Annotated in this window: 22 protein-coding genes; 16 read left to right on the top strand and 6 right to left on the bottom strand. The window is 58.8% G+C overall.

Features of this window, described 5'->3' with window-relative positions; all coding sequences use genetic code 11:
• Positions 1-74: 74 nt before the first annotated feature.
• Positions 75-1,667, bottom strand: a complete 1,593-nt coding sequence (locus AC0YNU_RS29715; RefSeq protein WP_475763123.1) for a response regulator — start codon at positions 1,665-1,667, stop codon at positions 75-77.
• A 6-nt stretch (positions 1,668-1,673) separates the two neighbouring features.
• Complete coding sequence (locus tag AC0YNU_RS29710; protein ID WP_475763121.1) at positions 1,674-3,413, bottom strand: sensor histidine kinase; 1,740 nt, start codon at positions 3,411-3,413, stop codon at positions 1,674-1,676.
• A gap of 324 nt (positions 3,414-3,737) precedes the next feature.
• Here AC0YNU_RS29710 and AC0YNU_RS29705 point away from each other — a divergent pair, with 324 nt between their 5' ends.
• From AC0YNU_RS29705 to AC0YNU_RS29680, 6 genes are all read left to right on the top strand, one after another.
• Entirely contained in the window at positions 3,738-4,667 is a 930-nt protein-coding gene (locus AC0YNU_RS29705; RefSeq protein ID WP_475763119.1) for an ABC transporter permease, read from the top strand.
• 22 nt (positions 4,668-4,689) lie between these two features.
• Positions 4,690-5,604, top strand: a complete 915-nt coding sequence (locus tag AC0YNU_RS29700; protein WP_475763117.1) for a carbohydrate ABC transporter permease — start codon at positions 4,690-4,692, stop codon at positions 5,602-5,604.
• Positions 5,605-5,679: 75 nt separating this feature from the next.
• The gene (locus AC0YNU_RS29695) at positions 5,680-7,329 is read left to right on the top strand and encodes an extracellular solute-binding protein (RefSeq protein WP_475763115.1); all 1,650 of its coding nucleotides are present in this window, start codon (positions 5,680-5,682) and stop codon (positions 7,327-7,329) included.
• Positions 7,330-7,454: 125 nt separating this feature from the next.
• Positions 7,455-8,219 carry a ThuA domain-containing protein gene (locus AC0YNU_RS29690; protein ID WP_475763113.1) on the top strand — a complete coding sequence of 255 codons (765 nt, stop codon included), beginning with the start codon at positions 7,455-7,457 and terminating at the stop codon, positions 8,217-8,219.
• 19 nt (positions 8,220-8,238) lie between these two features.
• Positions 8,239-9,336, top strand: coding sequence for a Gfo/Idh/MocA family protein (locus AC0YNU_RS29685; protein WP_475763111.1), 1,098 nt, complete (start codon positions 8,239-8,241; stop codon positions 9,334-9,336).
• 850 nt (positions 9,337-10,186) lie between these two features.
• A complete protein-coding gene (locus tag AC0YNU_RS29680; protein WP_475763109.1) occupies positions 10,187-12,052 on the top strand; it encodes an RICIN domain-containing protein in 1,866 nt (621 codons plus the stop codon).
• Between the two features lie 131 nt (positions 12,053-12,183).
• Here AC0YNU_RS29680 and AC0YNU_RS29675 read toward each other — a convergent pair whose 3' ends face one another.
• Together AC0YNU_RS29675 and hxlR are read right to left on the bottom strand one after the other, a co-directional pair.
• The gene (locus tag AC0YNU_RS29675; RefSeq protein WP_475763107.1) at positions 12,184-12,444 is read right to left on the bottom strand and encodes a hypothetical protein; all 261 of its coding nucleotides are present in this window, start codon (positions 12,442-12,444) and stop codon (positions 12,184-12,186) included.
• Positions 12,445-12,678: 234 nt separating this feature from the next.
• Positions 12,679-13,047, bottom strand: a complete 369-nt coding sequence (hxlR, locus tag AC0YNU_RS29670; protein WP_475763105.1) for a transcriptional activator HxlR — start codon at positions 13,045-13,047, stop codon at positions 12,679-12,681.
• Between the two features lie 154 nt (positions 13,048-13,201).
• On the opposite strand from hxlR, the gene hxlA reads away from it, so the two are divergent.
• The 5 genes from hxlA to AC0YNU_RS29645 all read left to right on the top strand — a co-directional run bounded on the left by hxlA (position 13,202) and on the right by AC0YNU_RS29645 (position 16,213).
• On the top strand, positions 13,202-13,834 hold the full coding sequence (gene hxlA, locus AC0YNU_RS29665) for a 3-hexulose-6-phosphate synthase (protein ID WP_475763103.1): 633 nt from the start codon (positions 13,202-13,204) through the stop codon (positions 13,832-13,834).
• A gap of 6 nt (positions 13,835-13,840) precedes the next feature.
• Complete coding sequence (hxlB, locus tag AC0YNU_RS29660) at positions 13,841-14,407, top strand: 6-phospho-3-hexuloisomerase (RefSeq protein WP_475763101.1); 567 nt, start codon at positions 13,841-13,843, stop codon at positions 14,405-14,407.
• 266 nt (positions 14,408-14,673) lie between these two features.
• Complete coding sequence (locus tag AC0YNU_RS29655; RefSeq protein ID WP_475763099.1) at positions 14,674-15,225, top strand: glutathione peroxidase; 552 nt, start codon at positions 14,674-14,676, stop codon at positions 15,223-15,225.
• A gap of 151 nt (positions 15,226-15,376) precedes the next feature.
• Positions 15,377-15,604, top strand: a complete 228-nt coding sequence (locus AC0YNU_RS29650) for a hypothetical protein (RefSeq protein ID WP_475763097.1) — start codon at positions 15,377-15,379, stop codon at positions 15,602-15,604.
• Positions 15,605-15,691: 87 nt separating this feature from the next.
• Positions 15,692-16,213 (top strand): hypothetical protein, encoded by a 522-nt coding sequence (locus AC0YNU_RS29645; RefSeq protein ID WP_475763095.1) that lies wholly within the window; start codon positions 15,692-15,694, stop codon positions 16,211-16,213.
• A 106-nt stretch (positions 16,214-16,319) separates the two neighbouring features.
• Here the strand turns inward: AC0YNU_RS29645 and AC0YNU_RS29640 are convergent, their stop codons facing one another.
• The gene (locus AC0YNU_RS29640; RefSeq protein ID WP_475763093.1) at positions 16,320-16,799 is read right to left on the bottom strand and encodes an NTTRR-F1 domain; all 480 of its coding nucleotides are present in this window, start codon (positions 16,797-16,799) and stop codon (positions 16,320-16,322) included.
• Between the two features lie 177 nt (positions 16,800-16,976).
• Positions 16,977-19,667 carry a family 78 glycoside hydrolase catalytic domain gene (locus AC0YNU_RS29635; protein ID WP_475763091.1) on the bottom strand — a complete coding sequence of 897 codons (2,691 nt, stop codon included), beginning with the start codon at positions 19,665-19,667 and terminating at the stop codon, positions 16,977-16,979.
• Positions 19,668-19,804: 137 nt separating this feature from the next.
• Here AC0YNU_RS29635 and AC0YNU_RS29630 point away from each other — a divergent pair, with 137 nt between their 5' ends.
• The 5 genes from AC0YNU_RS29630 to AC0YNU_RS29610 all read left to right on the top strand — a co-directional run bounded on the left by AC0YNU_RS29630 (position 19,805) and on the right by AC0YNU_RS29610 (position 24,600).
• Positions 19,805-20,992: a GntR family transcriptional regulator gene (locus AC0YNU_RS29630; RefSeq protein ID WP_475763089.1), complete on the top strand. Its 1,188-nt coding sequence runs from the start codon at positions 19,805-19,807 to the stop codon at positions 20,990-20,992.
• A gap of 76 nt (positions 20,993-21,068) precedes the next feature.
• Positions 21,069-21,833: an SDR family NAD(P)-dependent oxidoreductase gene (locus AC0YNU_RS29625; RefSeq protein WP_475763087.1), complete on the top strand. Its 765-nt coding sequence runs from the start codon at positions 21,069-21,071 to the stop codon at positions 21,831-21,833.
• Positions 21,830-22,819 (top strand): C-terminal binding protein, encoded by a 990-nt coding sequence (locus AC0YNU_RS29620; protein ID WP_475763085.1) that lies wholly within the window; start codon positions 21,830-21,832, stop codon positions 22,817-22,819. Before AC0YNU_RS29625 ends, AC0YNU_RS29620 begins: the two co-directional genes overlap by 4 nt.
• Positions 22,820-22,846: 27 nt before the next feature.
• Positions 22,847-23,848: a zinc-dependent alcohol dehydrogenase gene (locus AC0YNU_RS29615; RefSeq protein ID WP_475763083.1), complete on the top strand. Its 1,002-nt coding sequence runs from the start codon at positions 22,847-22,849 to the stop codon at positions 23,846-23,848.
• Between the two features lie 107 nt (positions 23,849-23,955).
• Positions 23,956-24,600 (top strand): cyclase family protein, encoded by a 645-nt coding sequence (locus tag AC0YNU_RS29610; RefSeq protein ID WP_475763081.1) that lies wholly within the window; start codon positions 23,956-23,958, stop codon positions 24,598-24,600.
• The last annotated feature ends 80 nt before the right edge of the window (positions 24,601-24,680 follow it).

Genomic DNA, 24,680 nt, shown 5'->3' with positions numbered 1-24,680 from the left:
GCGCGCAGGAGCTGCTAGTGGCGGCGAAAGCACGGTGCATAACGACTCGGTTCAAGCCCCAATTTAACCCTGCGCTACTTCGACTGCTTGAATTCGTTCGGCGTCACGCCGGTCTCCTGCTTGAACACCTTCGCGAAATACGAATAGTTGGCGTAGCCGACCTTCTTGGCGACGGAGAAGACCGACAGGTCCGTCGTGCGGAGCTGCTGCTTGGCGGCGGCGATCCGCGCCTGAATGATGTAGGTGCCGAGCGAGACGCCGGTCTCCTTCTTGAACAAGCGGGCCAAGTAGTCCGGATGAAGGTAGACGACGTCGGCGAGACTGTTGCGCGTCAGATCTTCTCCGCAGTGAGCATGGATGTACTGCTTGATTTCGTCCGCGACGGATTTGGGCTGCTCCGCGAACATGCGGTATTCCATGGCGGTGTTCACCAAGCTCCGCAGATAGGCCTCCATATCTTCGACGGAATGCAGCGAATGGGCCAGCAGCTGTTCGTTCGCTCTGCCGGTATAGAGCTGATGCGCCTGTATGCCCTTCGACTTGAGGAAGGCATAGACGAGCTGCATCATGTCGAGCCGGAACAAGCTGAGGACGGAGGTCGTAAATTCCGGTCGCTGCGAACGATCGGCCAGATACCGCGTCGTCTCCTCCAGAAACTCGGCCGACCGGCCTTGATCCAGCAGCTCTTCAAGGCGGGCAAGGTCCGGCGGTGCGTAGTGATCCTCGGAAGGACGGCGATACTGCTCCGCGAAGAAAATCCCGCCGCGGCGCTTGACCAGCTCTTCGTTCAGCTGCAGCAGCTGCCGGATGTGGAGGCTAACCCCTTCGAGCTTGCCGGAGAGGGCGACGATGCAGCAGGCATCGCTCTTGAGCGAGCGGCTCGCCTGGTCGATGAACGACGCGCACAGTTCCGCCAGCGTCCCGGCATCGGGCGGCCGGTTCCATTTCAGCACGGCGATCCACTGATGCATCCGATACTCCAAGACCGTCTCGACGGTAAACGCATCGTCGCGGAACAGCTCGTATAAGACGTTCAACAGCGCGAAATCGAACAGGTTCTTCTCGTCCCGTCCCATGCTGCCGTCATGGGGAAAGAGGCTGAACAGCACGGGCTGCACGGTGTCGCCCAAGGCGTAGCCGAGATGCTGCTCATCGACGGCATGGACGATCTCCGCGGGCCTGATCGGGCAGGAAGCGCTGCCGCTGATGAGCTTTCGCCAGAAATGCTCCAGAATCTTCGCTTGATTTCGCTGCCAGTAGCGACCTTCCTGGATCGCGCGGTCGTTCTGCTGCTGCTCCTTCGCGCGCTCGACGGCTTTGCGGATAATCAGCATCAGCTTATCGAACTGGATCGGCTTGAGGAAATACTCGAAGCTCCTTAGCTCGATCGCCTTCTGCGCATAATTAAAGTCGGCATAGTTGGTCAGGAAGATGGCCTGCACGTTGTATTGCTCCTCCCGAATCCACGCCAGCAGCTCAAGGCCGCTGCCCTGCGGCATTTCGATATCGGAAATGAGAATCTGAATATCATGGTTCTTCAGTATCTCGCGCGCTTGAGCGACATTATTGGCGGTATGGACCGCCGCGATGTCCAGCGAGACCCAGTCGATCTTCTTCTCCAGTGCGGTCACGACGAAATAATCGTCATCCACGAGCAGTACGTTCATCGGTCGCTACACTCCTTTCCTGGTCTGGTCCGCCGGCGGTTCCGGCAAATACAGGATGACGCAGGCACCGCCGCTCTCCCCGTTGGCGAAACGAACGGCCGCTTGTTCGCCGTACAGATAGTCTAGCCGCTGCACGGTGTTCATGATGCCGATCTGAGTCCCGCCGGCCTGATCGAGCGGCTGCTCCTGCTGCAGCTTCGCAAGGACGTCAGGCGCGAAGCCGGGCCCGGTGTCGGCGATGCGGATCGCGGTTACTTCCACATCTTCCCGCAGCTCGCGGGTGACGTCGATCGCGATCAGCACCTCGTTCTCGCGCGACACCGCGTATTTAATGGCGTTCTCGACGAATGTCTGCAGCACGAGCGGCGGAATCGGCGCGCCCAGCGTCCGCTCATCCTGCGAGATCCGGAAGACGAAGGAGTTCCGGTAGCGGTTCTTCTGGATTTCGAGATAGATCCGCACATGCTCGAGCTCATCCTCGAGGCGCACGAAGTTCTTACCATGCTGGAAGATGTACCGGAAATAAGCCGACGTGGACAACGCCATCTGCTGGATTTCCTCGTCCATGCCCATTTGCGCCATGCTGTGAATGGTCGTCAGGCAGTTCAGGAAGAAATGCGGCTTGATCTGCAGCTTCATATAATCCAGCTGAATCCGCTGCTTCTCGATCTCCCGTTCGTAAATATCGATCTTGTAGGCTTTGATTTGCCTCGCGAGGGTACGGAATTGCTTGTTCGCCTTCTCCAGCTCGACGATCTTGCTGCTTTGGATGTCGATGGGTTCGCCGTCCGCGGTCCACAGGTTCAGATTGTAGGAGAAGCTCTTGATCGGCTGCAGCACGTTGTTCTTAAAGTACAACAGAAGGAAGCACAGGCTGGAGGCGATGATGACGGCCAGCAGCACGATGAGCAGCTGGGCGATCATGATTTTCTCGAAGGCGCCGAATTGGATGACGAGCTGCACGTTGAAGGACGCGTTCGTGAAGTCGCCCGTTACCGTCGTTTTGGCCTGGAGCAGGTTCGGCAGCATCGGGTGCTTCGGACTGAGATCCAGCAGCTTGCCTTTGTTCGAAATCGGATTGGTGATGCGCTCGCCTTCCTCGCTCGTGAGGGACGCATACCCCTTCTCGCCCAGATTGGTCTGGCGCAGCGGCCGGATCAGATCGTCCGCCGAGATCAAGCAGATCAGATAGCTGTCATGGTAAGGCACGATGTTCATGATGTAATATTTTCCCGCCAGCTGGACGGTCGACCACCAAGAGTAGAGCTTCTCGTAATAAACCTTGTCCTTGATGTAGAGGCCGACCTGCTCCTGCAGCGCCTGGTATTCGATGTACGTCATGCCCATAGGCGCGCAGTTCTGCAAGTAGCTCTTCTTATCGAAGTAGAGAAAGAAATTGAATTGCTCGCCGTGCCCCTTCTGCAGCTCGACGAAACGCCGGTACAGCGTTCGGTTCGCTTTCAGAAACTCTTCCTCGTTCGGTGTATGCGCATTCATAATTGTCACGTTCTCGTCGTTGGCCAGCGTCCAGCCCATGAAGTGATTGATGTACGAGAAGTCGCTGTTGATCCGATTGATATAGAGATAAGCCGTATCCCGCAAGTCCCGGGCCGATTGCTGCTTGACGATCGTAATCGACGCGAAGCTGAGGATAAAATCCAAGATCAGCGCGGAGAACGAGATGATCAGGATGATTCTGACATAGTGCTGGATCGGTTGCAGCTTGTTCTCCGTTGGTCGTGCCATGTTGCCCCGAGCGTCCCCTCTCAGCCGGCCTAGAGCCGCCGATTTCCATTAGCTTCGTCTGACTATTATAATGCCGATGTCCGAAAATACAAGCCGGAAACGGGCGCCAAATCCCGAATGTCCGGAATGTGCGGGCAAAAAGTCTGGATTTGAACGCAGCCGCCCGCGTATCCGCCCTCGGAGGTCCGGATTATGCCGAGGCGCCAGCGAAAAGTCCGTTTTGCAGCTGGTTGAAGTCCAACGGGCATCTGGGCCCTCCGCGTATACTGAGGACATTGGAACGAAGCGTCATGCTCGTTCATAGAGCAAAGGGGGCTTCAAGCATTGATCAACACGCAACCAAGCGGTAATCTGCAGCGGACGTTCGCGCGGATCGGCCGGAACTGGGGGTTATACGTCCTGCTGCTGCCGGCCGTCGTGCTGCTGCTGTGTTTCACGTATAAGCCGATGTACGGCGTCGTCATCGCGTTCAAGGATTTCAATCCCGTGGCGGGCATCATGGGCAGTCCGTGGGCGGGCTTCAAGTATTTCGAGAAATATTTTCACTCCTACCAATTCTCCGTGACGATCAAGAACACGTTGATCATCAGCTTGTACAGCTTCGCGACGTTTCCGATTCCGATTCTGTTCGCGCTCCTGGTGAACCAGCTGCGGGCAGGCAAGTTCAAACGGGTCTTCCAGACGGTGACGTACATGCCGCATTTCATCTCCACGGTGGTCGTCGTCGGCTTGATGATGATGCTGCTCTCGCCCGGCAACGGGCTCATCGGCAGCATTTACCGCCTGTTCGGCGCCGAGGCGCCGAACCTGATGGGGTCGGCGGGGCTGTTCAGCAGCGTCTATGTCTGGTCGGACGTGTGGCAGCACATGGGCTGGGACAGCATCATCTATATCGCGGCGCTGTCGTCGGTCGATCCGAGCTTGTACGAGGCGGCAACGGTGGACGGGGCGGGACGTTGGCACAAGGTTCGGTACATCGACATTCCGATGCTGATCCCGACGGCGATTACGCTGCTTATCCTGCGGGTAGGCGGGCTGCTCGGCGTCGGCTTCGAGAAAGTCTATCTCATGCAAAACAACCTGAACATCTCCGGCAGCGAGGTGATCTCGACGTACGTGTACAAGATCGGGCTCATCAGCTCGCAGTACAGCTTCTCGGCGGCGATCAATCTGTTCAATACGGTCATTAATTTCGCGCTGCTGATACTGGTCAATTGGGTGTCTAGAAAATATTCCGAGCACAGTCTCTGGTAAACGGGAGGGGGGCACGAACGAGATGGACGCATCAACGAAACTGACCGTGCGGCAGTCCGGAAAACCGGGTTCCAGCGACAAGGTGCTGGAGACGCTGCTGTACATTTGGGCCGCCTTCGTGCTATTGATTGTGGTATACCCGCTTTATTTTATCGTCATCGCATCCTTCAGCGATCCGTCCGCGGTCGGCAACGGCAAGGTGTGGCTGATTCCGAGCGGATTCACGTTCGACGGCTACAAGGAACTGCTGAAGCATAGCAATATTTGGGTCGGCTACCGCAATACGATCCTGTACACGGTGGTCGGCACCGCCATTGGACTGGCCGTCAACATCTCGGCCGGTTACGCGCTGTCGCGGCGGGATCTCGTCGGCCGCAAGGCGCTGTCGCTGTTCTTTATCTTCACGATGTTCTTCAACGGCGGGCTGATTCCGACGTTTCTGACGATCCGCGATTTTCATCTGTACGACACGTTCCTGGTCATGGTGCTGCCGTTCTCGGTCGCGGTGTTCGACATCATCGTGGCCCGCACCTTCTTCCGAACGAGCATCCCGGCGGAATTATGGGAGGCGGCGCAAATCGACGGCTGCGGCAATCTGCGCTTCTACGTGCAGGTGGTCCTGCCGCTATCGAAGGCGGTCATCTCCGTGCTGGCGCTGTGGTTCGCGGTGGGGCAGTGGAATGCGTATTTCAACGCGCTGATCTACCTACAAGATAAGAATTTGTTCCCGCTGCAGCTCATCCTCCGGGATATTCTGATCACGAACCAGATGCAGAACGCGCTGGGGACCGGGGAAGCGGCGCAGATCGCGCTGCGGCTGGCCAATTTGCTTCGCTATTCCGTCATCATCGTCTCCACGCTGCCGATCATCTGCTTCTACCCCTTCGTGCAGAAGTATTTCAACAAGGGGGTGATGATCGGCGCGGTGAAGGAATAATGTCCTGCGCGGTGGTCAAGGAATGATGGCAAGGGAACGCAATGCATCCAATTCATTCATAGGGGGATTCAAAGAATGGCAAACGCATCGAAACGCAGCACGTTCCGCATGCTGTCCAGTCTGGCTCTGGTGTCCGTGCTGGGCACGACCGTATTGGCAGGCTGCGGCAACAATAACGATACCAGCAATGCAGGTGGCAATTCGGGCTCGGCAAAAGGCGGCAGCAAGACAGAGGACAGCAACTTCAACCAAGAAGGCCTGCCGATCGTCAAAGAACCGATCACGCTTAACGTGCTGACGATCCGCTGGGGCAGCATGGGCGATACCTTTACGAAGAATGCGTGGCTGCAGGAGCTCGAGAAACAGACGAACGTCAAGATCAACTGGCAGGTCGTATCCTCCAACGATTGGGGCGATCAGAAATCCGTCATGTTGGCGAGCGGCAAGCTGCCGGATGTTATCATCGGCGACATCGCCTTCACGAATTCCGATATCGTGAACAACCTGGGCATCTTCCGTCCGCTGGACGACTACATCGAGAAGGATATGCCGAACCTGAAGGCCGCCATGGCGGAGTCGCCGGAGCTAAAGAAGCTGAGCACGTTCCCGGATGGCAAAATCTACTCCATGCCGGCACGCCTCCCGTCGCGTCCGGTGTCCTCGGTTCAGCCGGTCATCAACAAGCAGTGGCTGGATAAGCTGGGACTGAAGGAGCCGACGACGATCGACGAGCTGTACAACGTGCTCAAGGCGTTCAAGGAACAGGATCCGAACGGCAACGGCAAGGCGGACGAAATTCCGTACAGCGATTCGGGCGATCTGGACATGAACTTCCTCGCGCCGTTCGGCATTACGGATCTCCGCGCGAACCATATGGTCGTCAAAGACGGCAAGACCGAGTACTTCCCGACATCCGACGCGTACAAGGCCGGCCTCGAGTGGGCGCATAAGCTGTATGCCGAAGGTTTGATAGACAAAGAAACGTTCACGCAGGACAATACGATGCTGACGGCCAAACGCCAAAATCCGGACGCGTCGCTGATCGGCTTCACGTACCAATGGACGCCGGACGCCGTGTTCGGTCCATGGAGCAAGGAGTACGAAGCCATCGCGCCGATCGCCGGCCCGGACGGCAACAAGTATCAGCTCGGCGAGCCGAACGGCATGAGCTACCGCCGCAACGAGGTGCTGATCACGACGACGAACAAATATCCGGACGAGACGGCCCGCTGGGCGGACCAGTTCTACACCGGCGAAGCGAGCATCCAGAACTTCTGGGGCGCGATCGGCACGACGATCAAGAAAGAAAGCGACGGCACGTATACGCTGATGGATCCGCCGGATGGCACGAGCGCGGACGCTTGGTACTGGGACGGTTCGCTGCGCGACTTCGGACCGAAATACGCCAGCCCCGAGTTCGAGAAGAACATCAAGCTGGACAAGGCGAGCGGCGACGGCCTGAAGCTGCAGCTCGACAACCTGGGCAAGGAGTTCGTGACGGAGCCGTTCCCGGACGTCATGTACACGTCCGAGGAATACGCGGACCTGCCGACGCTCACCACGGACATCGACAGCTACATCTCCAGCACCCGCGCCAAGTGGATCACCAAAGGCGGCATCGCCGAAGAGTGGGACGGCTACGTCAAGAAGCTGAACGAAATGGGTCTCGAGAAGCTGGTCAAAATCTATAACGACGCGTTCACGCGTTACCAAGAGTTGAAATAAAGCTTCGCCTGCTGCCCCGCAGACTTTCTGCGGGGCAGATTTATGGGATGAAGCGGTGGGCGAGGTATGGAGCCTGGAACAGGCAGGAACACATAGCATCATCAGGGACGGGGAGGACCATGGTTATGAATGAGACGACGAGTATGAATAGCCAAAGTGCTGCAACGGCATTGCGGGTGACCGTGTGGAACGAGAACCGCCACGAGAAGCAAAATCCGAAGGTGCGCGACGTTTATCCAGACGGGATCCACGCCGCGATTGCGGGCTTCCTGACCGAAGCGGGCATGCTTGCCGCGACCGCGACGCTGGATGAGCCGGAGCACGGACTGACGGATGACGTGCTGGACAGGACGGACGTGCTGATCTGGTGGGGACACTTGGCGCATGGCGAAGTGCGGGACGATATCGTGGCGAAGGTGCAGCGCCGCGTCTTGGACGGCATGGGGCTGATCGTGCTTCACTCGGGGCATTACTCGAAAATATTCCGGTCCCTCATGGGTACGAGCTGCGCCTTGAAGTGGCGCGAGGCCGACGAGAAGGAACGCCTGTGGGTGGTCGCTCCGGCGCATCCGATCGCGGCGGGCATCGGGGAGTTCATCGAGCTGGAGCGGGAAGAAATGTACGGCGAGCATTTCGATATCCCGGCGCCGGATGAGCTGATCTTCGCCAGCTGGTTCGAGGGCGGGGAAGTGTTCCGCAGCGGCTGCGCGTATACGCGGGGCAGCGGCAAGGTGTTCTATTTCCGTCCGGGGCACGAGACGTATCCGACGTATTGGCACAAGGATATCCAACGCGTCATCGTCAATGCGGCGAATTGGGCGCGTCCCGTGAAGCGGGAGCGGCCGTACCGCGGCAACGCGCAGCCGCTCGAAACGCTGGCAGGCAAGTAACGAAGGGAGAGGGACAATAATGAACAAATTTCGTATTGGCTTGATCGGACTCGGCGGGATGGTGCAGTCGCATATTCGGTGGATCACCGCCGAAGGGAGGTTCGACGTGGTCGCGGTGAGCGACGTAAACGAATCGGCGCTGGCGGCTGTCGGCGATCAGCTCGGCATTCCGGCGGAACGGCGGTACGCGGACTTCGTGCAGTTGATCGCCGACCCGGACGTCGACGCAATCGTGTCCGTCACGCCGAACCATGTCCATGCGGACATTATGCGGGCGTGCCTGGAGGCGGGCAAGCCGTTCCTGGGCGAGAAGCCGTTTACCCGCGTCTTCGACGAAGCCCCGCCGCTGCTCGCGCTCTACGAACAGCAGCCGGTTGCCGGCATGATCGGCTTCAGCTACCGGTACACGCCGGCGTTCCGCTACGCGCGGGAGCTGCTGCGGGAAGGGAAGCTGGGCACGGTGCGGAGCTTCTCGGTCCAATATTTGCAGGACTGGGGGTCCGCGTCCCGGGGCACGCCGTATATTTGGCGGTTCAACAAGGACATTACTGGAACCGGCACGCTCGGCGATCTCGGGTCGCATATGATCGATCTGGCTCGATTCCTGTTCGGAGAATTCGCCGAGCTCTCGTCGCTGCTGCAGACGCTCATTCCCGAGCGGCCGGATCCGGCGACCGGCGGGATGGTGAAGATCGAAGTCGACGACTTCGTCAGCTTCCAGGCACGGATGGCTGGCGGGGAGGTCGGCATCTTCCAGTCCTCGCGCAACGCGATCGGCTCCGGCAATCAGCACGAAGTGTCCGTTTACGGCGACGTCGGAACGCTGCACGCCTCGACGATTAATCCCGACCAGCTGATCTGGATCCGCCAAGAGGCGCCGGGCCAGCTTGCGCGGACGGTCCTCGACGTGCCGTCGCGCTGCAAGGTAACGCAGTACGAGGATTTCGCGGCCATGCTGGACGGTGTCGCGACGGACGGACTGCCGGACTTCATGGACGGCTACCGCAACCAAGAGGTGCTGGATGCGGTTATCCGCTCGAACGCGGAGAAGCGCACGGTGAGCTTGGCGGGCGAGGCGTTGGAAGTGGCAGCGCTGGAAGCCGAGGCAAGAGGCTGATCAAGCTGAGGTCGAAGGAGGATGCGAGGCGTGGCGCGGGATGATAGCGCTGCTTATCGCGAGCGAACGATCAGGTAAGCTGGAAAGCAGAAGAGCGAAGCAGATAAGGGTGCTTCGTTCTTTTTGTCGTATAAGTGTGTCAGCATTTGGAGGTGGAGGTGTCGAAGAGGGCGCGAAATTGTGCGATAGAGCAGCTTTTGGAGGCGGAGGTGTCGAAGAAGGCGCGAAATTGTGCAATAGAGCAGCTTTTGGAGGTGGAGGTGTCGAAGAAGGCGCGAAATTGTGCAATAGAGCAGCTTTTGGAGGTGGAGGTGTCGAAGAAGGCATGAAATTGTGCAATAGAGCAGCTTTTGGAGGTGGAGGTGTCGAAGAGGGTGCGAAATTGTGCAATAGAGCAGCTTTTGGGGGTGGAGGTGTCGAAGAGGGCGCGAAATTGTGCGGTAGAGCAGCTTTTGGAGGTGGAGGTGTCGAAATTGGTTCGACATTGTGCGCTAGCGACTTTTGGAGGTGAGAGAGAACGTAAAATGTCGACTGCTGTTCGAACGTGCAAAGCCTCCGCTGGCGGGGCTTTTTTTGGTTCGGCATGAATGAATTGGGCGCTGCCTGCATTTATTGGTATCACGGAGCGGAGGAAGCGGGCCGGGCGAGGGGGAGGCCGCCCGCGAATTTATGTAATGGGTTTCACTCCGAATCGGATATCGATGGCGAGCGAAAGCCGCGCCGTTCCTGATGCTGCCCTGCTTGCAGACGAATGAAACAAAATGCCGTCCGTATTATGGAGCCGGATAGGAGGGATGCCGCACGTTTTTGGCAACGGTTTCAAAATCAAAGAGAGGAACGGTGAGTATTGATGAAGGTTCGAATCGGGAAGAAACTAGGGCTCGCGACCGCGCTTATCGCCTTCGTCGGAGGCAATTCGCTGTTCGCGCCGTCCGCGCACGCGAGTAATTACACGGCGGTCGTGAACCCCGGCACGCAATACCAAACTTTCGAAGGCTGGGGGACATCGCTCGCGTGGTTCGCCAATCGGATCGGCGGCGCGCCGGACGCGGTCCGTAACAGCTACGCGGATAAGCTGTTCGCCAGCAGCGGGCTGAACATGAACATCGTGCGCTACAACATCGGAGGCGGCGAGAACCCGGCCTATCCGAACAACATGGAGCTGCGGGCGCGCGTGCCCGGCTTTCAGCCGACGCAGGGCATCTATGATTGGACGGCGGACGCCAACCAGCGCTGGTTCCTGCAGGCGGCGAAGTCGCGGATCTCTTCGAGCGAATTCATCGCGGAGTCCTTCTCGAATTCGCCGCCATGGTGGATGACGCAGAGCGGCAGCGTGACCGGGAATTACGGGGCGGCCAACAATTTGCGGGACGATATGTACGATGCCTTCGCGGACTATCTCGTGACGGTCAACAAGCATTTCAAGGATTACTGGGGCGTGACCTTCCGGACGCTGGAGCCGCTGAACGAGCCGAATGCGAGCTGGTGGACGTACGGCAACCGGCAGGAAGGGGCGCATTTTGACCGAAACAAGCAGGAGATCATTATCCAGAAGGTCGCGAATTTGCTCACGACGCAGGGCTCGCCGACCAAAGTGAGCGCTTCGGACGAGACGAGTATCGACGACGGACGCGATACGATCAACAGCTTTTCGTCCGCGACCAAGAACGCGATCTGGCAGTACAACGTGCATACGTACGGCGGCAGCGACCGGGTCGGCTTCAATACGGCGGCGGCCGGCAAAAACATCTGGATGTCCGAGCACGGCGACGGCGACGCGTCCGGCATGGAGATGGCGCGTTCCATCGTGTACGACCTTCGCTACATGAAGAACACGGGCTGGGTATACTGGCAGGCGGTCGACGGCGGCGGATGGGGGCTCATGGACGTGAACGACCTTAACGATCCGAGCTCCAACTTCACGGCGGTGACCAATAAGAAATACTACGCGCTGGCCCAGTGGAGCAAGTTCATCCGCCCGGGCTACAAAATCATCGACATCGGGGACGGCAACTCCATCGCGGCGTACGACACGGTATCGAAGAATCTCGTCATCGTTACGCTGAACGACTCCAGCAGCTCCAATACGGTGACGTATGACTTGTCGGCTTTCTCGTCCATAACAGGGTCCGTGACGGGTTACCAAACGGTCACGTCCACGGGAGATAATTTGGCGCCGATCTCGGGGCTGACGCTGACGAACAAAACGTTTCAGCGCACGATTCCCGCGCAATCTACGGCCACGTTCGTCATTTCGGGCGCGAACTATACGCCGCAGCAACCGATCGATACGTCGGCGTATTACAAGATCATCAACCGCAACAGCGGCAAAGTTCTCGATGTGACGGGCAGCTCGACGACGCTCGGGGCAGCGCTCGTACAGAATACGGGCGGCAGCAATTACAGCCAGCAGTGGCAGTTCGTCGATGCGGGCAGAGGTTATTACAAGCTGAAGAACCGCGGCAGCGGGCAGCTCGCGGACGTCAATAACGCCTCGCAGAACGACGGGATGCAGATCATCCAGTACTCGGACAACGGCGGCGCGAATCAGCAGTGGAGGATTACCGATGCGGGCGGCGGATACGTCAAGCTCTTCAACAAGAACAGCAATAAGCTGATGGACGTAAGCGGGGAGTCTACCGCGGACGGAGCCGCGATCATTCAGTATACGGATCATGGCGGGAACAATCAGCAGTGGCAGCTGGTGAAGCAGTAGGGGAAGCGAAGCTTGCGAAGGGCAGGCGGGAGCGAGAGGGGGGAGGCTAAGGGCTAGAGGCTAGAGGCTAAAGGCTAAAGGCTAGAGGCTAGAGGCTAGTTAGAGCCTCCCTCGCCCCTTATCGCGTGCGGCTAAAATCGTTCCAGGGCCATGGGGCCTTGCGGCGGTTTTAGCCGTTTTTGTTGCCTGCGGCAGGCTTGCGCCAGCGGACAGGAAAAGGCGTCCGGCGACATGAGGGGCTGCTTGGTGCCGAGTTCGCCTAATTGATCAAAAGAGGGTGAATGAATCACCTTCTTGGTGCCGAAGTGGTCTGATTGAGCAGAAGAGGGTGAATAAATCACCTTCTTGGTTCCGAAGTGGCCTAATTGATCAAAAGAGGGTGAATGAATCACCCTTCTTGGTGCCGAAGTGGCCTAATTAAGCAAAAGAGGGTGAACGAATCACCCTCTTGTCGTCAAATCCAGTCGACTATGCACGGGGCGCCGCTTCGGCGCCTGACGACGTAGTTGCCGTTCGGCCCGCCTGAGCTCGGGCCACCCGTGACCGTCCGGCAGAGACCGATCTGGCCCGGACAATAAGGCGCGTCTGCGTCGGCGTCTCCGGCTCGACCGTCGCCTCGATCTTTGTCACAACGAAAAATCCCCTTTGATCTCCACCTTATCCTTCACGACCGTTTCCATATAGGTCTTGCCCCAGCTGTACATCGCTTCGAGGATCGGCATGAGACTCGTCCCGAGCTCGGTCAACGAATATTCGACTTTGGGCGGCACGACGGGATAGACGTTCCGGTGAACGATGAGGTCGTCCTCCAGTTCGCGCAGCTGACTGACGAGCATGCGCTGCGTAATATCGGGGATCAGCGTCTTCAGCTCGCCGAAGCGCTTGGTGCCTTCTTTGCCGAGATGCCAGAGAATCAGCATTTTCCACTTGCCGCCGATGACGGACAGCGTCAGTTCCTTCTCGCAGTTGAACGTTTTCTCGTCCAGATGTCCCATGATCACAACCTCCTCCGACCCCCATTATAGTCCACGGTATACTTTTAAGCACTAGATAAGAAAAAAGTGCGTACTACCCATCCTGCAGGCATGGGGGCTATACTAGCACCGAACGGTAAACGCATTCAAACATGGAGAAGGAGCGAATCAAACAATGAAACTTCAATTGGCTTTGGACTTGGTGGACATTCCGGGCGCGAAGGCGCTGGTAAAGGAAGTCGAGTCGTTTATCGATATCGTGGAGATCGGGACGCCGGTCGTAATTAACGAAGGACTGCGCGCCGTGAAGGAGATCAAGGAGGCTTTTCCGTCGCTGACAGTTCTGGCCGATCTGAAAATCATGGATGCGGGCGATTATGAGGTCATGAAAGCGGCCGAAGCGGGCGCGGACATCATTACGGTGCTCGGCGCTTCGAACGACCGCACCATTGCGGGAGCCGTGAGCGAAGCTCGCAAAACGAATCGTCAGATCATGGTCGACATGATCAACGTACTGGACATCGAGACTCGGGCAAAGGAAATCGACGCGCTCGGCGTAGACTATATCTGCGTACATACGGGCTACGACCTGCAGGCCGTCGGTCAAAACTCGTTCGAGGATCTGCAGACGATCAAGCGCGTCGTCAAGCATGCGAAGGTCGCGATCGCGGGCGGCATCAAGCTGAGCACGCTCCAGCAGGTCATCGACGCGAAGCCTGACCTCATTATCGTGGGCGGCGGCATTACCGGCCAAGAAGACCGCCGTGCGGCGGCGTCCGACATTCGCGAGCTGATCGCGCAAGGGTAATCGGCAATGGGGAAGATTCCGACGTATACTACGATGCTGTTGGAGGAGCTGACCGCGGCACTGAACGGCATCTCGGAGGATCAGGCCGAAGCGTTCATGGAGCTGCTGCTCGGAGCGCGGCGAATCTATACGGCAGGCGCGGGACGTTCCGGCTTCATGACCCGCGCGTTCGCCATGCGGCTGATGCATCTGGGCCTGCCCGTCTATGTCGTGGGCGAAGCAGTGACGCCGGCTCTTGGCGCAGGGGACCTGCTCGTCATCGGGTCGGGCTCGGGCGAGACAGGCAGCCTGGCGGCAATGGCGGAGAAGGCGAAGCAATTAGGCGCTTCGGTGGCGCTCGTCACGGTCGAGCCGTCGTCGCGGATCGGAAGGCTGGCGGATGCCGTCGTCCGGATTCCCGGAGCGACGAAGGCGCTGTCCGAGCAGGAGGCGAGATCGGTCTCGGTCCAGCCGATGGGCTCGCTGTTCGAGCAGGCGCTGCTGCTCTTCTTCGACTCGCTTATCCTGCGCATAATGGAGAAGCAAGACATGACCGCTGAGTCGATGAAGCTTCGGCATGCCAACCTGGAGTAGCACAGGGGCATCAACAAGGCAGAGACAGTGGATAATAGAGATGACCGAATAGCCAAGGCCGCATTTCCCCTTAAGGGCGGGAAATGCGGCCTTTTTGCATACGCGGAAGGCAACTGCAGCCGCAAATATTGGCAATGTCTATAGCGTCTATTCGAAACCGGTATTAGACCCGCCGCGGCTGCCGGGCTTAAGATGAATATCACATTCACCAACGCCGTCATTTCACCATTTACCAATCCAACATCCGATCAAGGAGGCAGAGACACATGTCCATTTATTCGTATGAGGTCGAAAGCGCGAATCATGGTAACCTTCCATTGTCCAACTACCGCGGCAAGGTGTTGCTTATCGTGAATACGGCCAGCCGCTGCGGCTATTCCCGACATTTCGCAGGTCTTCAGAAGCTGTATGAAGCCTATCGGGAGCAGGGCCTTGAACTGCTCGGCTTCCCTTGCAACCAATTCAACGCCAAGGAGCCGGACAGCGACCCGGAGCTGCGCGCGTACTGCGAGGACACCTTCGGAATCACGTTCCCGTTCGCGGCTAAGACGGACGTAACCGGTCCGCACGCACATCCGTTGTTCGCTTACTTGACCGAGCAGCTGCCGTTCGAAGGGTTCGATCTGTCGACCGAGAACGGGCGGTGGATGGATTCGTTCGTGCAGACGAAGTATCCGGAGCTGTATGGCGGCAACGGCATCAAGTGGAATTTTACGAAGCTTCTTATTGACCGCGACGGTCGACCGATTGCCAGGTTCGAGACGCCCGTCGAGCCGGAGGAGCTGGTGCCGGCGATCGAGGCGCTTTTGAAGGAATAGCGAGGAGAAGCAGACGCAAGGAATATGCATGGATCTACAAGGATAACGCGAAGGTAAAAGGCGGCTTCAGCTTCCGTAACGAGGCCCGGTTGTTTGACGTTCGTCCCGAACAGGTAAATAAGGGTACGACTTATTTGACGGGGTGATAGGCATGAACGAGTTCGAGCGGAACGATAAGCGGATTCGCCAACAGGGGAAACGCGACAATCCGGAAGGGATTCCGACGGACAAGGAGAGCTTGTTCGACCGCTTCAAGAGCGAGCAGACGGTGGATCCCATTCCGGTGGAGGACCTGACGATCGGACAGCAGGACGAGAAGCGGAAGGATCAGACGAAACATGATTCCTCCAGCGAACGTAGATATCGTACGGGGATATAAGGAATCTCATTCGAGCAGGCAAGAAGCGCGCTGCCTGCCCCGGATCGAGAGAACGACAATCGCCGATAGGTCGAAGGGGGAATCGCAATGCTTCCACGGACGATGCAGGAGCTGGAGCAAGTTCGCAAGGCATGCAAGAAACTGGTTACCAGAAGGGCGATGCTGTCGGGGACGGCGGCGATGGTGCCGATTCCGGGCACGGACATGCTGGCGGACGTCGGCATGCTGATGCGCCTCATTCCGGATATCAATAAGCGGTTCGGTCTCTCGGAAGAGCAGCTGGACGGTCTGGACACGCGGCGCAAAGCCGTCGTTTACAGTATGATCACATCGGTCGGCAGTCAACTGATCGGCCATGCCGTGACGCGCAGATTGGTGTTCGCGCTGCTGAAGAAAGCCGCCGCCCGCATCGTGACCAAGAGCACGACCAAATTCGTTCCCGTCATCGGCACGGCGGTCGCCGGCGCGCTCAGCTTCAGCGCGATGAAATACGTCGGCAACAAGCATGTCGACGATTGCTACCGGGTGGCGAAGCGGATGCTCGAGGAGCAGGCGCGCGGGCAGCTTGGCGATCCATTGCCGGCGATTGACGATAAGATAGCGACCTAAGCGCAATAAAGGGAAGAACGGGACGCAAAAAAGGGAAGAACAGGACGAACCTGTTTCTTCCCTTTTTCGTTTGCACGGGCTGTTTTAAGCCAACTGGTGTTAACCATTAGCCAAGATCCAAAGCGGCGTTAAGCAGCTGGACATCATCGACGAACAAATCCACTGAATTGGAGAGCGAAGTGTTCATTATGAAGATTTGAGCCAGAGTCGCGCCCGAGAAAGCAGGCTCTACGTTGAAATAAGCCGTCTTCCAGTTGTTCGCCGTGCCGTCCGGCAGGCGGGAAGGAATCGTGGCCACGAGGCCCGTATTCTGATAGACCAATCCTGTCGTGTAGTAAAATACGCAGACGATGACGGATGGCCCAAGGCCGGAACCGTTCTTCGACAAAGCAACCATCAATTCGAAGCTGTTGCTATCTGGCACGCTGACGAACTTGTAGATATAAGAGCCGGACGTTCCGGCTGCAACTTGGGCGGAATTTGATCCTGTATTGCTGTAGGTCGTATTGAGGCTTGCTCCGGAGCTGGTCCACCCCGTAAGGCCGGATTCAAAACCGCTGTTGGTTACATAATTAACGATACTCATCGTTATTCCCCCTCATAGTTTGAATGTGAAGCTATCTCATTCTATGAAGGCTTGTACGGCTTGGTTCTTCCAAACGGCTATACGAGCAGCCTATTTGCTAGATTTAGCCGACGTTGCGAGGGACGGCAAGGAGAACGCAAGCCTAGAATACGATCATGCCGCCGTCAGATGAAACTGTCAGTCTGCCATTACCGCATTCGTTTTGGCGATACTGGCTTCGAACGTATAGTCCCCGGAACCGACTTTAAGGACGAACCCGGCGGCTATCTTGACGAGGTCCGTAATTCCGTCCGTGCCGGGGGAAGCAGCGCCTGCCGAGCTCCACAGCACCGAGCTTCCTTCGGTTAAAATAAGTTCCTCGTAGCCGACCGCACCCGCTGGAAACGGGATTTCCACGGTGGCCGTGACGTTCGCCGGCACGCGAACCTCCAGCCGGAACCGGCTATCTTCCCGCTGCCATGCGCTGCCGACGGTACCGTAAGGCGTTCGTATGGAGCAGCGGACATGCTCGAGACCGACCATGGGACGAGGGCGAACGGAAACTTCCCGGTAGCCGGGCTGCTCGGGGCGGATGCCGCCAAGACTCCGGTAGAACCACGAGCCGACGGAGCATAGCGCCGGATGGTTCTTCGACGAGGTGCCGTCCGGTTCGACGCTGTCGTTCCATTTCTCCCAGATGGTGCCGGGACCGCGTTCGAGCATGTAGCCCCAGCCGTTAAACCCGGGATTCGTCATGATAGCGAAGACGACGTCGGAGCGGTCGTACTTGTCCAAGGCGGCCACGATATACTTCGTGCCGAGAATACCGCCGGTTATATGGTCGCCGTTGCGGCGGATGTCCTCGACGAGCTTATCAAGCAGCTCTGCTTCCAAGGCAGCGGGGACAAGACCCAGGAACAGCGGGAACGCGAGCGAGAATTGGCTGCCATTGCCGTAGACGAGGTTCTCCGCATCATAAAGCCGGTCGTGGAAGCTCCTCTTGATGCTGCCTGCCAGCTCGGCGTACGAGCGGGCATCGTCCGTTTTGCCCAGCGCATCGGCAATGGATGACATCAGGGAGACGTTCCAGTAATAGAATCCGGTTCGAAACAGCTCGCTCGGCGTTTCTTCCAGGGACAGCCAGTCGTTGCCCCAAGCGCGTTCGGGCTGCGTCAAGATGTCCTGCTCCGTCCGGCTTCGCAGGTAATCGATCCAACGGGCCATGCCGTCGTAATGGCGCTCCAGCAGGCGAAGATCGCCTTCATGCCGGTACATCTCCCACGGCACCAATATATAAGCCGCGCCCCATGCCGGGTCGACGCCCATTTCTTTGGCGCCGGGGGACACGCAGCGGACGCCGCCGTCGGGACGCTGCGAGGTCTCGATGTCTCCCAACCACTTGGTATAGAAGCCGGCCATGTCGAAGTTGCAGAGCATCGCCTCCGCGGTCACGTGGGCATCCGCGCCCCAGCCGCGTTTCTCGCGCGTCGGGCAATCTTCCGGCACGCCGTGAAGGTTGTTCAGGAGCGTCCGTACGAACGCATGCTGAATGCGGTTAAGGAGCTCGTCGGAACAGGCGAATTCTCCCGTGACGGCGACGTCGCTGTGCACGACCTTGCCTACGAGCTGATCTACGGTGAGACGGCCGGGAAAGCCGGTAATTTCAATATACCGGTAGCCCTTGTAAGTGAAGGACGGCTCCCAGGTTTCCGTTCCCTCGCCCTTGAACACGTAACGGTCCGTCTGCTCGGGGTTGGTGTTGGACCCGAACAGGTTGCGGGTCATCGCGCGGCCCGACTCGTCGAGCAGCTCCGCATAAGTCAAGGCGATCTCCGTGCCGCGGGGGGCTTCCGCGGAGAGCTGCAGCCACCCGGCGTAATTCTGTCCCATATCCGCGACGTACACGCCGGGCACCGGTTCCGTCAGCGCGATCGGGGACAGCGATCGGACGATGCGAATCGGCGGCTCGACGGCCGCCTCCAGCCGCGTACGGAAGGACGGAAGCGCTTGCGCGGCAGCCCATGCGCGGTCGTCGTAGCCGCGGTCGTCCCAGCCCGGTTTCTCTTCGCGCGCGTCGTATCGTTCGCCCGCGTAGAAGAATTCGGTGATGATCGGACCGGCTTCCGTCCTCCAAGAGAAGTCGGTCGCAATCGTCTCGCGGCTGCCGTCCGCCAGTAGGATATCCGCTTGAAGAATGAACTTGGGCGTCTCCTGGGCGGGTGATTCGTTAGGCGGTCCGGTCAGATAACGGTAGGGACCGGAGCCGATGGTCGCGGCAAGCACGTTCTCGCCCGGCACGAGCCATTCGGTGATGTCATGGGTCCGATAGAGCGCGCGTTCGTGGTAATCCGTCCAGGCGGGCTCCAGGACGGCGTCGCCGACCTTGCGGCCGTTCAATCGAAGCTCGTAGAGCCCGCAAGCCGATACGTGCACGCGTCCGCCCGCGGCGTCGCCGGTCAGATTGAACGATTTGCGAAGCAGCGAGCCGCTCGGCGCTTCCAACCATTCGGCAGTCCAATCCTCGGCTTGCGCCGGACCGAGCTCGAAGCGGTGGATGGCGGAGAAAGGACTGGCCATTCTGCTTTCGTTCCAAACGCGCACGCGCCAGTGGTACGTTCGGCCGTCTTCCAGCGCAGGGCCGGCGTAGGCGATTTGATTGGACCGGCCGGACGGTACGAAGCCGCTGTCCCATACGTCGCCGATTTCGCGCTCCGAGCTTGAGGAGGAAGCGGCGACGATGATTTGGTAGGCGGTCTGCGAGACGCCTCTCCGGTCGGCCGAAAGCAGCCATTGAAAACGGGGCTGCCGATCGCCGAGTCCGAGCGGATTATGGGAATAATCGGTTTTCAAATCCGTTGGGGCTTGAAGCGAAGTTGCAAAGGCTGCCATCGGTATACACGCACCTTTGTTGTCAGAGCCGCTGAGTCAGCAGGGGCTCATGGAATATTTGTCAGAATATACCCAATATAATATACTCTTTATATCCATTGTCAATCATGCGTTTCAACTCGGGAGGTTCCAGTTTCATGAAGGCGCAAATTCCGTTATACAGTCAAATCCAACAGTACGTGCTCGAACAAATACAGACGGGCGCGCTCCGGCCGGGCGACCAGGTACCGCCGGAAAGGCAGCTGGCAGACCTGTTCAACGTCAGCCGAATTACGGCCAAGAACGCGATTATCGGACTGGTCGCCGAAGGGTACTTATTCCGTCACCGCGGCAAAGGAACGTTCGTCACGGAACAAGAGGCGCCCGTGCAAGTCATAGAGAACGCGAACGCCCCAAGCTCCGGTGCCGGGAGCGTTCGTTCCGGCAGCATACCATCCGGCATTGCTGCCTCGGTCGGCGCGACGCTAGCGGAAGCGCGGTCCGGGCAGCCCCGGAGAGTCGGGATGATCATGCCCTGGATGGAGTTCCGCTACCAATCCTTGCTCGTCTCCGGCGTGGAATACGAGCTGAGCCGGAGAGACTGCCATCTCGTCTTCAAGCGGGTGGACGAACAGAACGGGGAAGAACGATCGGCGCTGCAGAAGCTGCTCGAGCTGCCGGTCGACGGGCTGATCATCGTCGCGAGCCGCAGCGATTTCATTCACGACGACCTGCTGCGGCTGCTGCTGGAGAAGTTTCCGGTCGTCTTCGTGGAGAAGTATTTTCGCGACTACAAAGTACATGCGGTCCATTGCGATACGGAGAAGGTCGGGTACATGATGGGGGAGTACTTGATTCGGGCAGGCAAACGCAAGGTTGGTTACGTGAGCTATCCCGCGAATTATACGGCAGGGGTCAAGGAGCGGCTGTTCGGATTCCAGTCGGCGGCAATGGCGGAGGGAATACCGCTCGTGCATTTGAGCCTGTCGCTGACCATTTCGCCCGAGGTCGTGACGGGCATGAACCAGCTGCATCATCAGCCGGTTCCGGCGGCCATCTTCGATTTTCTCGACAGCCATCTTGACCTGGAGGCCATCGCCACCGTCGATGCTCATATCGCCCAGTTCGTGGGCAGGGCGTGCTGGCAGCGGGGAAGGCAGATGACGATCGTCAGCTGCGACGAGCCGAGCTTCTCCGCGGAATGCATCATGCCGGAAGCGTACGTCGACCAGTCTCCGGTAGAGATGGGCATCGCCGCGGCCGAGCTTATCCTTGATGTTATGGAACAGCGGCATGCGGACACGTCGATTCGGAGAATCGAACCTAAGCTTGTCGTGTTAAAGTAAATGAAATTGGATATATTGACTTATCCAATTTGCGTTCCTATAATGGGGGAGAAATAATCCCATTCGAGGTGATCGCATGCGAGGATTAGCAGGTAAAGTCGCCGTCGTGACCGGCGGCGCGCAGGGACTGGGCGAGGCCATCTCTGCGCGGCTGAGCGAAGAGGGCTGCGAAGTGTGGATGCTGGATCTTAATCCATCCGGAGAGGAGACCGCCCGCGCCATCGGCGGCAAGACGGGCCTTGCCGTGCATTTCGAGCTGGCGGACATACGGGACGAGGAGACGCTGCGCGACGTCTTCCGGAAGATCGACGCGCATTCGTCGCGCGTCGATATCCTTGTCAACAACGCGGCTCGCTTCGTGTTCAAGGGGCTGGAAGCCAGCGCGCAGGATTGGAACGAGACGCTCGGGGTCAATGTTATCGGCACGTCCCTCGTGACGCAGCATTGCGTGCCGCTGATGAAGAAGGCCGGCCAGGGCGCCATCGTCAACATGTCTTCTGTAAGCGGTTTCATTGGGCAATCGAACTTCGCGACTTACAACGCGACGAAATTCGCCATCCGCGCGCTGACGAAATGCTGGGCGATCGACCTGAGTCCGCATCGCATTCGCGTGAACAGCGTATGCCCCGGCTACATTCGGACGGAGGCTTTCGAGAACAGCTGCCGGCAGCTCGGCATCGACGCGGAGGAAGAGAATCGCCGGGTGTCGCGTCTCCATATTTTGGGGCGGCAGGGCACTGCGGAGGAAGTGGCGGGAGCGGTCGCGTTCGCGGCATCGGACGACGCGTCGTTCATGACGGGAGAAGACTTAATGATCGACGGGGGGTATATGGCCTTATGAGTCCGACGAATCGATGGACCGTAGCCGTGACGGATCATGCTTTCCCGGACCTGCGGCAGGAAGAAGAGATCCTGCGGCCGTTAGGTTTTGACTTCCGCGTCGGCCAGTGCAGGACGCCGGAGGAGACGGCGGCGTTCTGCGGCGACGCCGATGCGATTCTAACCCAATGGGCACCGATCACCGCTGACGTCATCGAAGGACTGAACCGCTGCAAAATCATCGTGCGTTACGGAATCGGCGTCGACAGCGTCGATCTTGAAGCCGCGAAGCGGAAGGGCATTCCCGTCGTCAACGTGCCGGATTATGCCGTGCAGGAGGTTGCTGACCATACGCTTGCGCTGATGCTTGGCGTCGTGCGCAAGATTCCGAGGGTCGTCTCCCAGGTGCGGCAGGGCGTATGGGAAATCGCGCCGTGCCGCCCGATCATGGGCTTGGCCGGCCGCGTTCTCGGCACCGCGGGCTTCGGCAATATCGCCCGTGCCGTCATCCGGCGGGCGCAGGCTTTCGGCATGAAGACGATTGCTTACGATCCGTATGTGCCGGAGCAGGCATTCGCCGAGCACGGCGTCGAGCGCGTGGATTGGGAAGGTCTGCTGCAGCAGAGCGACATCCTGTCGCTTCATCTTCCGCTGACCGATAAGACGCGTCATGCCGTCGATCGCGAGGCGTTGTCCCGCATAAAGCCGGAAGCCTACCTGGTGAATACGTCGCGCGGCGGCATCGTGAACGCGGACGATCTGGCGGAGGCGCTGCAGGAAGGACGGCTTGCGGGAGCGGCGCTGGACGTACTGGAAGTCGAGCCGATTGCGCCGGAAAGTCCTTTGCTGCAGCTGGACCAGTGTCTCGTGACCAGCCATTGCGCCTGGTATTCGGAGGACTCCCTGCTGCTGCTTCAGAAGTACGCCGCGCTGGAGATCGCGCGCCTGTTCGGCGGCGGCCGGCCGCTCCATATCGTCAATCAAGTGGAGCCGCGCCCGATTGTCTAGCCGTGAAGAAGAGAGGAGGGCATTCATTTGCAAGCGCTAGTCTACAAAGGTCCGCGAATCGTGGAAATCGAAGAAACGGAGATGCCGGTATACCTTCCGCATGAAGTGTTGATTCGGGTGGAGAGCGTCGGTATTTGCGGCAGCGAGCTGGAGGGATACCTCGGGCATAGCAGCATTCGGAAGCCGCCGCTCGTCATGGGGCATGAATTTTCCGGCCGCATTGCATCGGTGGGCGCACAGGTTGTCGGCTTGGTTAAAGGCGACAAGGTCGTCGTTAACCCGCTGATCGCTTGCGGCAACTGCGCCAACTGCTTGGCGGGCAGGACGAATATCTGCCTCGCGCGGCAGATCGTAGGCATTCACCGTCCAGGCGCTTTCGCCGACTATGTCGCAGTCCCGGCCGGCAACGTACACAAGCTTCCAGAAGCGATGGATGCGCGTCTGGCCTCCTTGGCAGAACCGCTTGCCGTCGCCGTTCATGCCGTGAAGCTGGGCATGCGCCCGCTGGAGGATCTCCTGATCTACGGAGCGGGACCGATCGGCATGCTTTGCCTGCAAGCCGCGCGGCAGATGGGAGCGGGCAGGATCGCGATCGCCGACATCCAGCCGGGGCGACTTCGGCTTGCGGAGCAATGGGGCGCAGTGGCAATCGATGCCGCGGACTTCGACCGGCAGTACAAGCAAGCTTTCCCGGGCGGGGTATCCTGCGTGATCGACTGCGCGGGGGTGCAGGCAACGCGGGACGGCGCGCTCGCAGCGGTCCGATCCGGCGGCACGATCGTGATGGTCGGCCTGGGCCAGGATCGCTCCCGGCTGGACGTGAATGACCTGGTGCGCAGGGAAACCGCGCTCGTCGGATCGTATACGTACTCCCCGGCCGACTTCGAGCAGGCGATCGGGCTCCTGAAGCAAGGCCGAATCGATATTGCCGGATGGACCGAGTCGCGCCCGCTTGCCGAAGCGCCGGACGCATTCCTCGAGCTCGTTGAAGGACGCAGCGCATTCGCAAAGATTTTCCTGACCCCATGATTCCCTTACTCCATGACCCTCTGATTCTATGACTCCATGACTCCGTTTGAATGAACCTGCTCGCGCCATCCTTTCATCGTAAATCCATATCGAGAGGAACGAAGCCCATGCCTGTCAGAATGATCGACTTGTCGCTTGATATCTACCACGGCGCGCCGACGTTTGCCTGGGATCCGAAATGCGCCGTTATCGTGCATAACACGACCGATTCCATCGGTTACAACATCACGCAGTTTTCGATGAGCTCGCACCAGGGCACGCATCTGGATGCGCCGTTCCACTTCTTGGACGACGGCAAGACGGTGGAGCAATTAACGCTGGAGCAGTGCGTCGGAGATGCACTCCTGATCGACCTGTCGCACAAAAGACCGAAAGAGCCGATTACCGTTGACGACTTCGCGCCGTACGCTTCCCGCATCACGGAGGGCGCGAAGGTCATCTATCGCACGGACTGGTGCAGCCAGTTCCCGGCCAAGCATTACTTCTCGGACTTTCCGTATATGACGATCGAATTGGCCGAGTGGCTGGCGGCGCGCAGGATCGGCATGATCGGGATGGACGTGCCGACGCCGAATCCGACCGACTACGATCCCGTCCATAAAGTGCTGCTCGGGGCCGAGATCGTCATCGTGGAGGGCTTGAAGGGTTTGCGCCAAATTGACGCCGAGACCTTCTTCTTCGCCGCCGCGCCGCTGAAGCTGATCGGCCGCGACGGCGCGCCGGTCAGGGCATATGGCATGCTGAACGAGTAATCGCCATGCTTGCCCATTAACATGCAGCGATTAACATGCAGCGAATTAACATGCAGCGAACGGCGCAAAAAAAAGCGGCA

Source organism: Paenibacillus sp. J31P316 (assembly GCF_056269105.1).
Note: the sequence above shows the minus strand (reverse complement) of the source record. Positions and strands in the feature narration are given on the sequence as shown.

Bases quoted from the DNA above. Each gene is read 5' to 3' on its own strand.
- AC0YNU_RS29715 (WP_475763123.1), bottom strand. From the start codon at position 1,667: ATGAACGTACTGCTCGTGGATGACGATTATTTCGTCGTGACCGCACTG.
- AC0YNU_RS29710 (WP_475763121.1), bottom strand. From the start codon at position 3,413: ATGGCACGACCAACGGAGAACAAGCTGCAACCGATCCAGCACTATGTC.
- AC0YNU_RS29700 (WP_475763117.1), top strand. From the start codon at position 4,690: ATGGACGCATCAACGAAACTGACCGTGCGGCAGTCCGGAAAACCGGGT.
- AC0YNU_RS29695 (WP_475763115.1), top strand. From the start codon at position 5,680: ATGGCAAACGCATCGAAACGCAGCACGTTCCGCATGCTGTCCAGTCTG.
- AC0YNU_RS29690 (WP_475763113.1), top strand. From the start codon at position 7,455: ATGAATGAGACGACGAGTATGAATAGCCAAAGTGCTGCAACGGCATTG.
- AC0YNU_RS29685 (WP_475763111.1), top strand. From the start codon at position 8,239: ATGAACAAATTTCGTATTGGCTTGATCGGACTCGGCGGGATGGTGCAG.
- AC0YNU_RS29680 (WP_475763109.1), top strand. From the start codon at position 10,187: ATGAAGGTTCGAATCGGGAAGAAACTAGGGCTCGCGACCGCGCTTATC.
- hxlR (WP_475763105.1), bottom strand. From the start codon at position 13,047: ATGGGACATCTGGACGAGAAAACGTTCAACTGCGAGAAGGAACTGACG.
- hxlA (WP_475763103.1), top strand. From the start codon at position 13,202: ATGAAACTTCAATTGGCTTTGGACTTGGTGGACATTCCGGGCGCGAAG.
- hxlB (WP_475763101.1), top strand. From the start codon at position 13,841: ATGGGGAAGATTCCGACGTATACTACGATGCTGTTGGAGGAGCTGACC.
- AC0YNU_RS29655 (WP_475763099.1), top strand. From the start codon at position 14,674: ATGTCCATTTATTCGTATGAGGTCGAAAGCGCGAATCATGGTAACCTT.
- AC0YNU_RS29650 (WP_475763097.1), top strand. From the start codon at position 15,377: ATGAACGAGTTCGAGCGGAACGATAAGCGGATTCGCCAACAGGGGAAA.
- AC0YNU_RS29645 (WP_475763095.1), top strand. From the start codon at position 15,692: ATGCTTCCACGGACGATGCAGGAGCTGGAGCAAGTTCGCAAGGCATGC.
- AC0YNU_RS29640 (WP_475763093.1), bottom strand. From the start codon at position 16,799: ATGAGTATCGTTAATTATGTAACCAACAGCGGTTTTGAATCCGGCCTT.
- AC0YNU_RS29635 (WP_475763091.1), bottom strand. From the start codon at position 19,667: ATGGCAGCCTTTGCAACTTCGCTTCAAGCCCCAACGGATTTGAAAACC.
- AC0YNU_RS29630 (WP_475763089.1), top strand. From the start codon at position 19,805: ATGAAGGCGCAAATTCCGTTATACAGTCAAATCCAACAGTACGTGCTC.
- AC0YNU_RS29625 (WP_475763087.1), top strand. From the start codon at position 21,069: ATGCGAGGATTAGCAGGTAAAGTCGCCGTCGTGACCGGCGGCGCGCAG.
- AC0YNU_RS29620 (WP_475763085.1), top strand. From the start codon at position 21,830: ATGAGTCCGACGAATCGATGGACCGTAGCCGTGACGGATCATGCTTTC.
- AC0YNU_RS29610 (WP_475763081.1), top strand. From the start codon at position 23,956: ATGCCTGTCAGAATGATCGACTTGTCGCTTGATATCTACCACGGCGCG.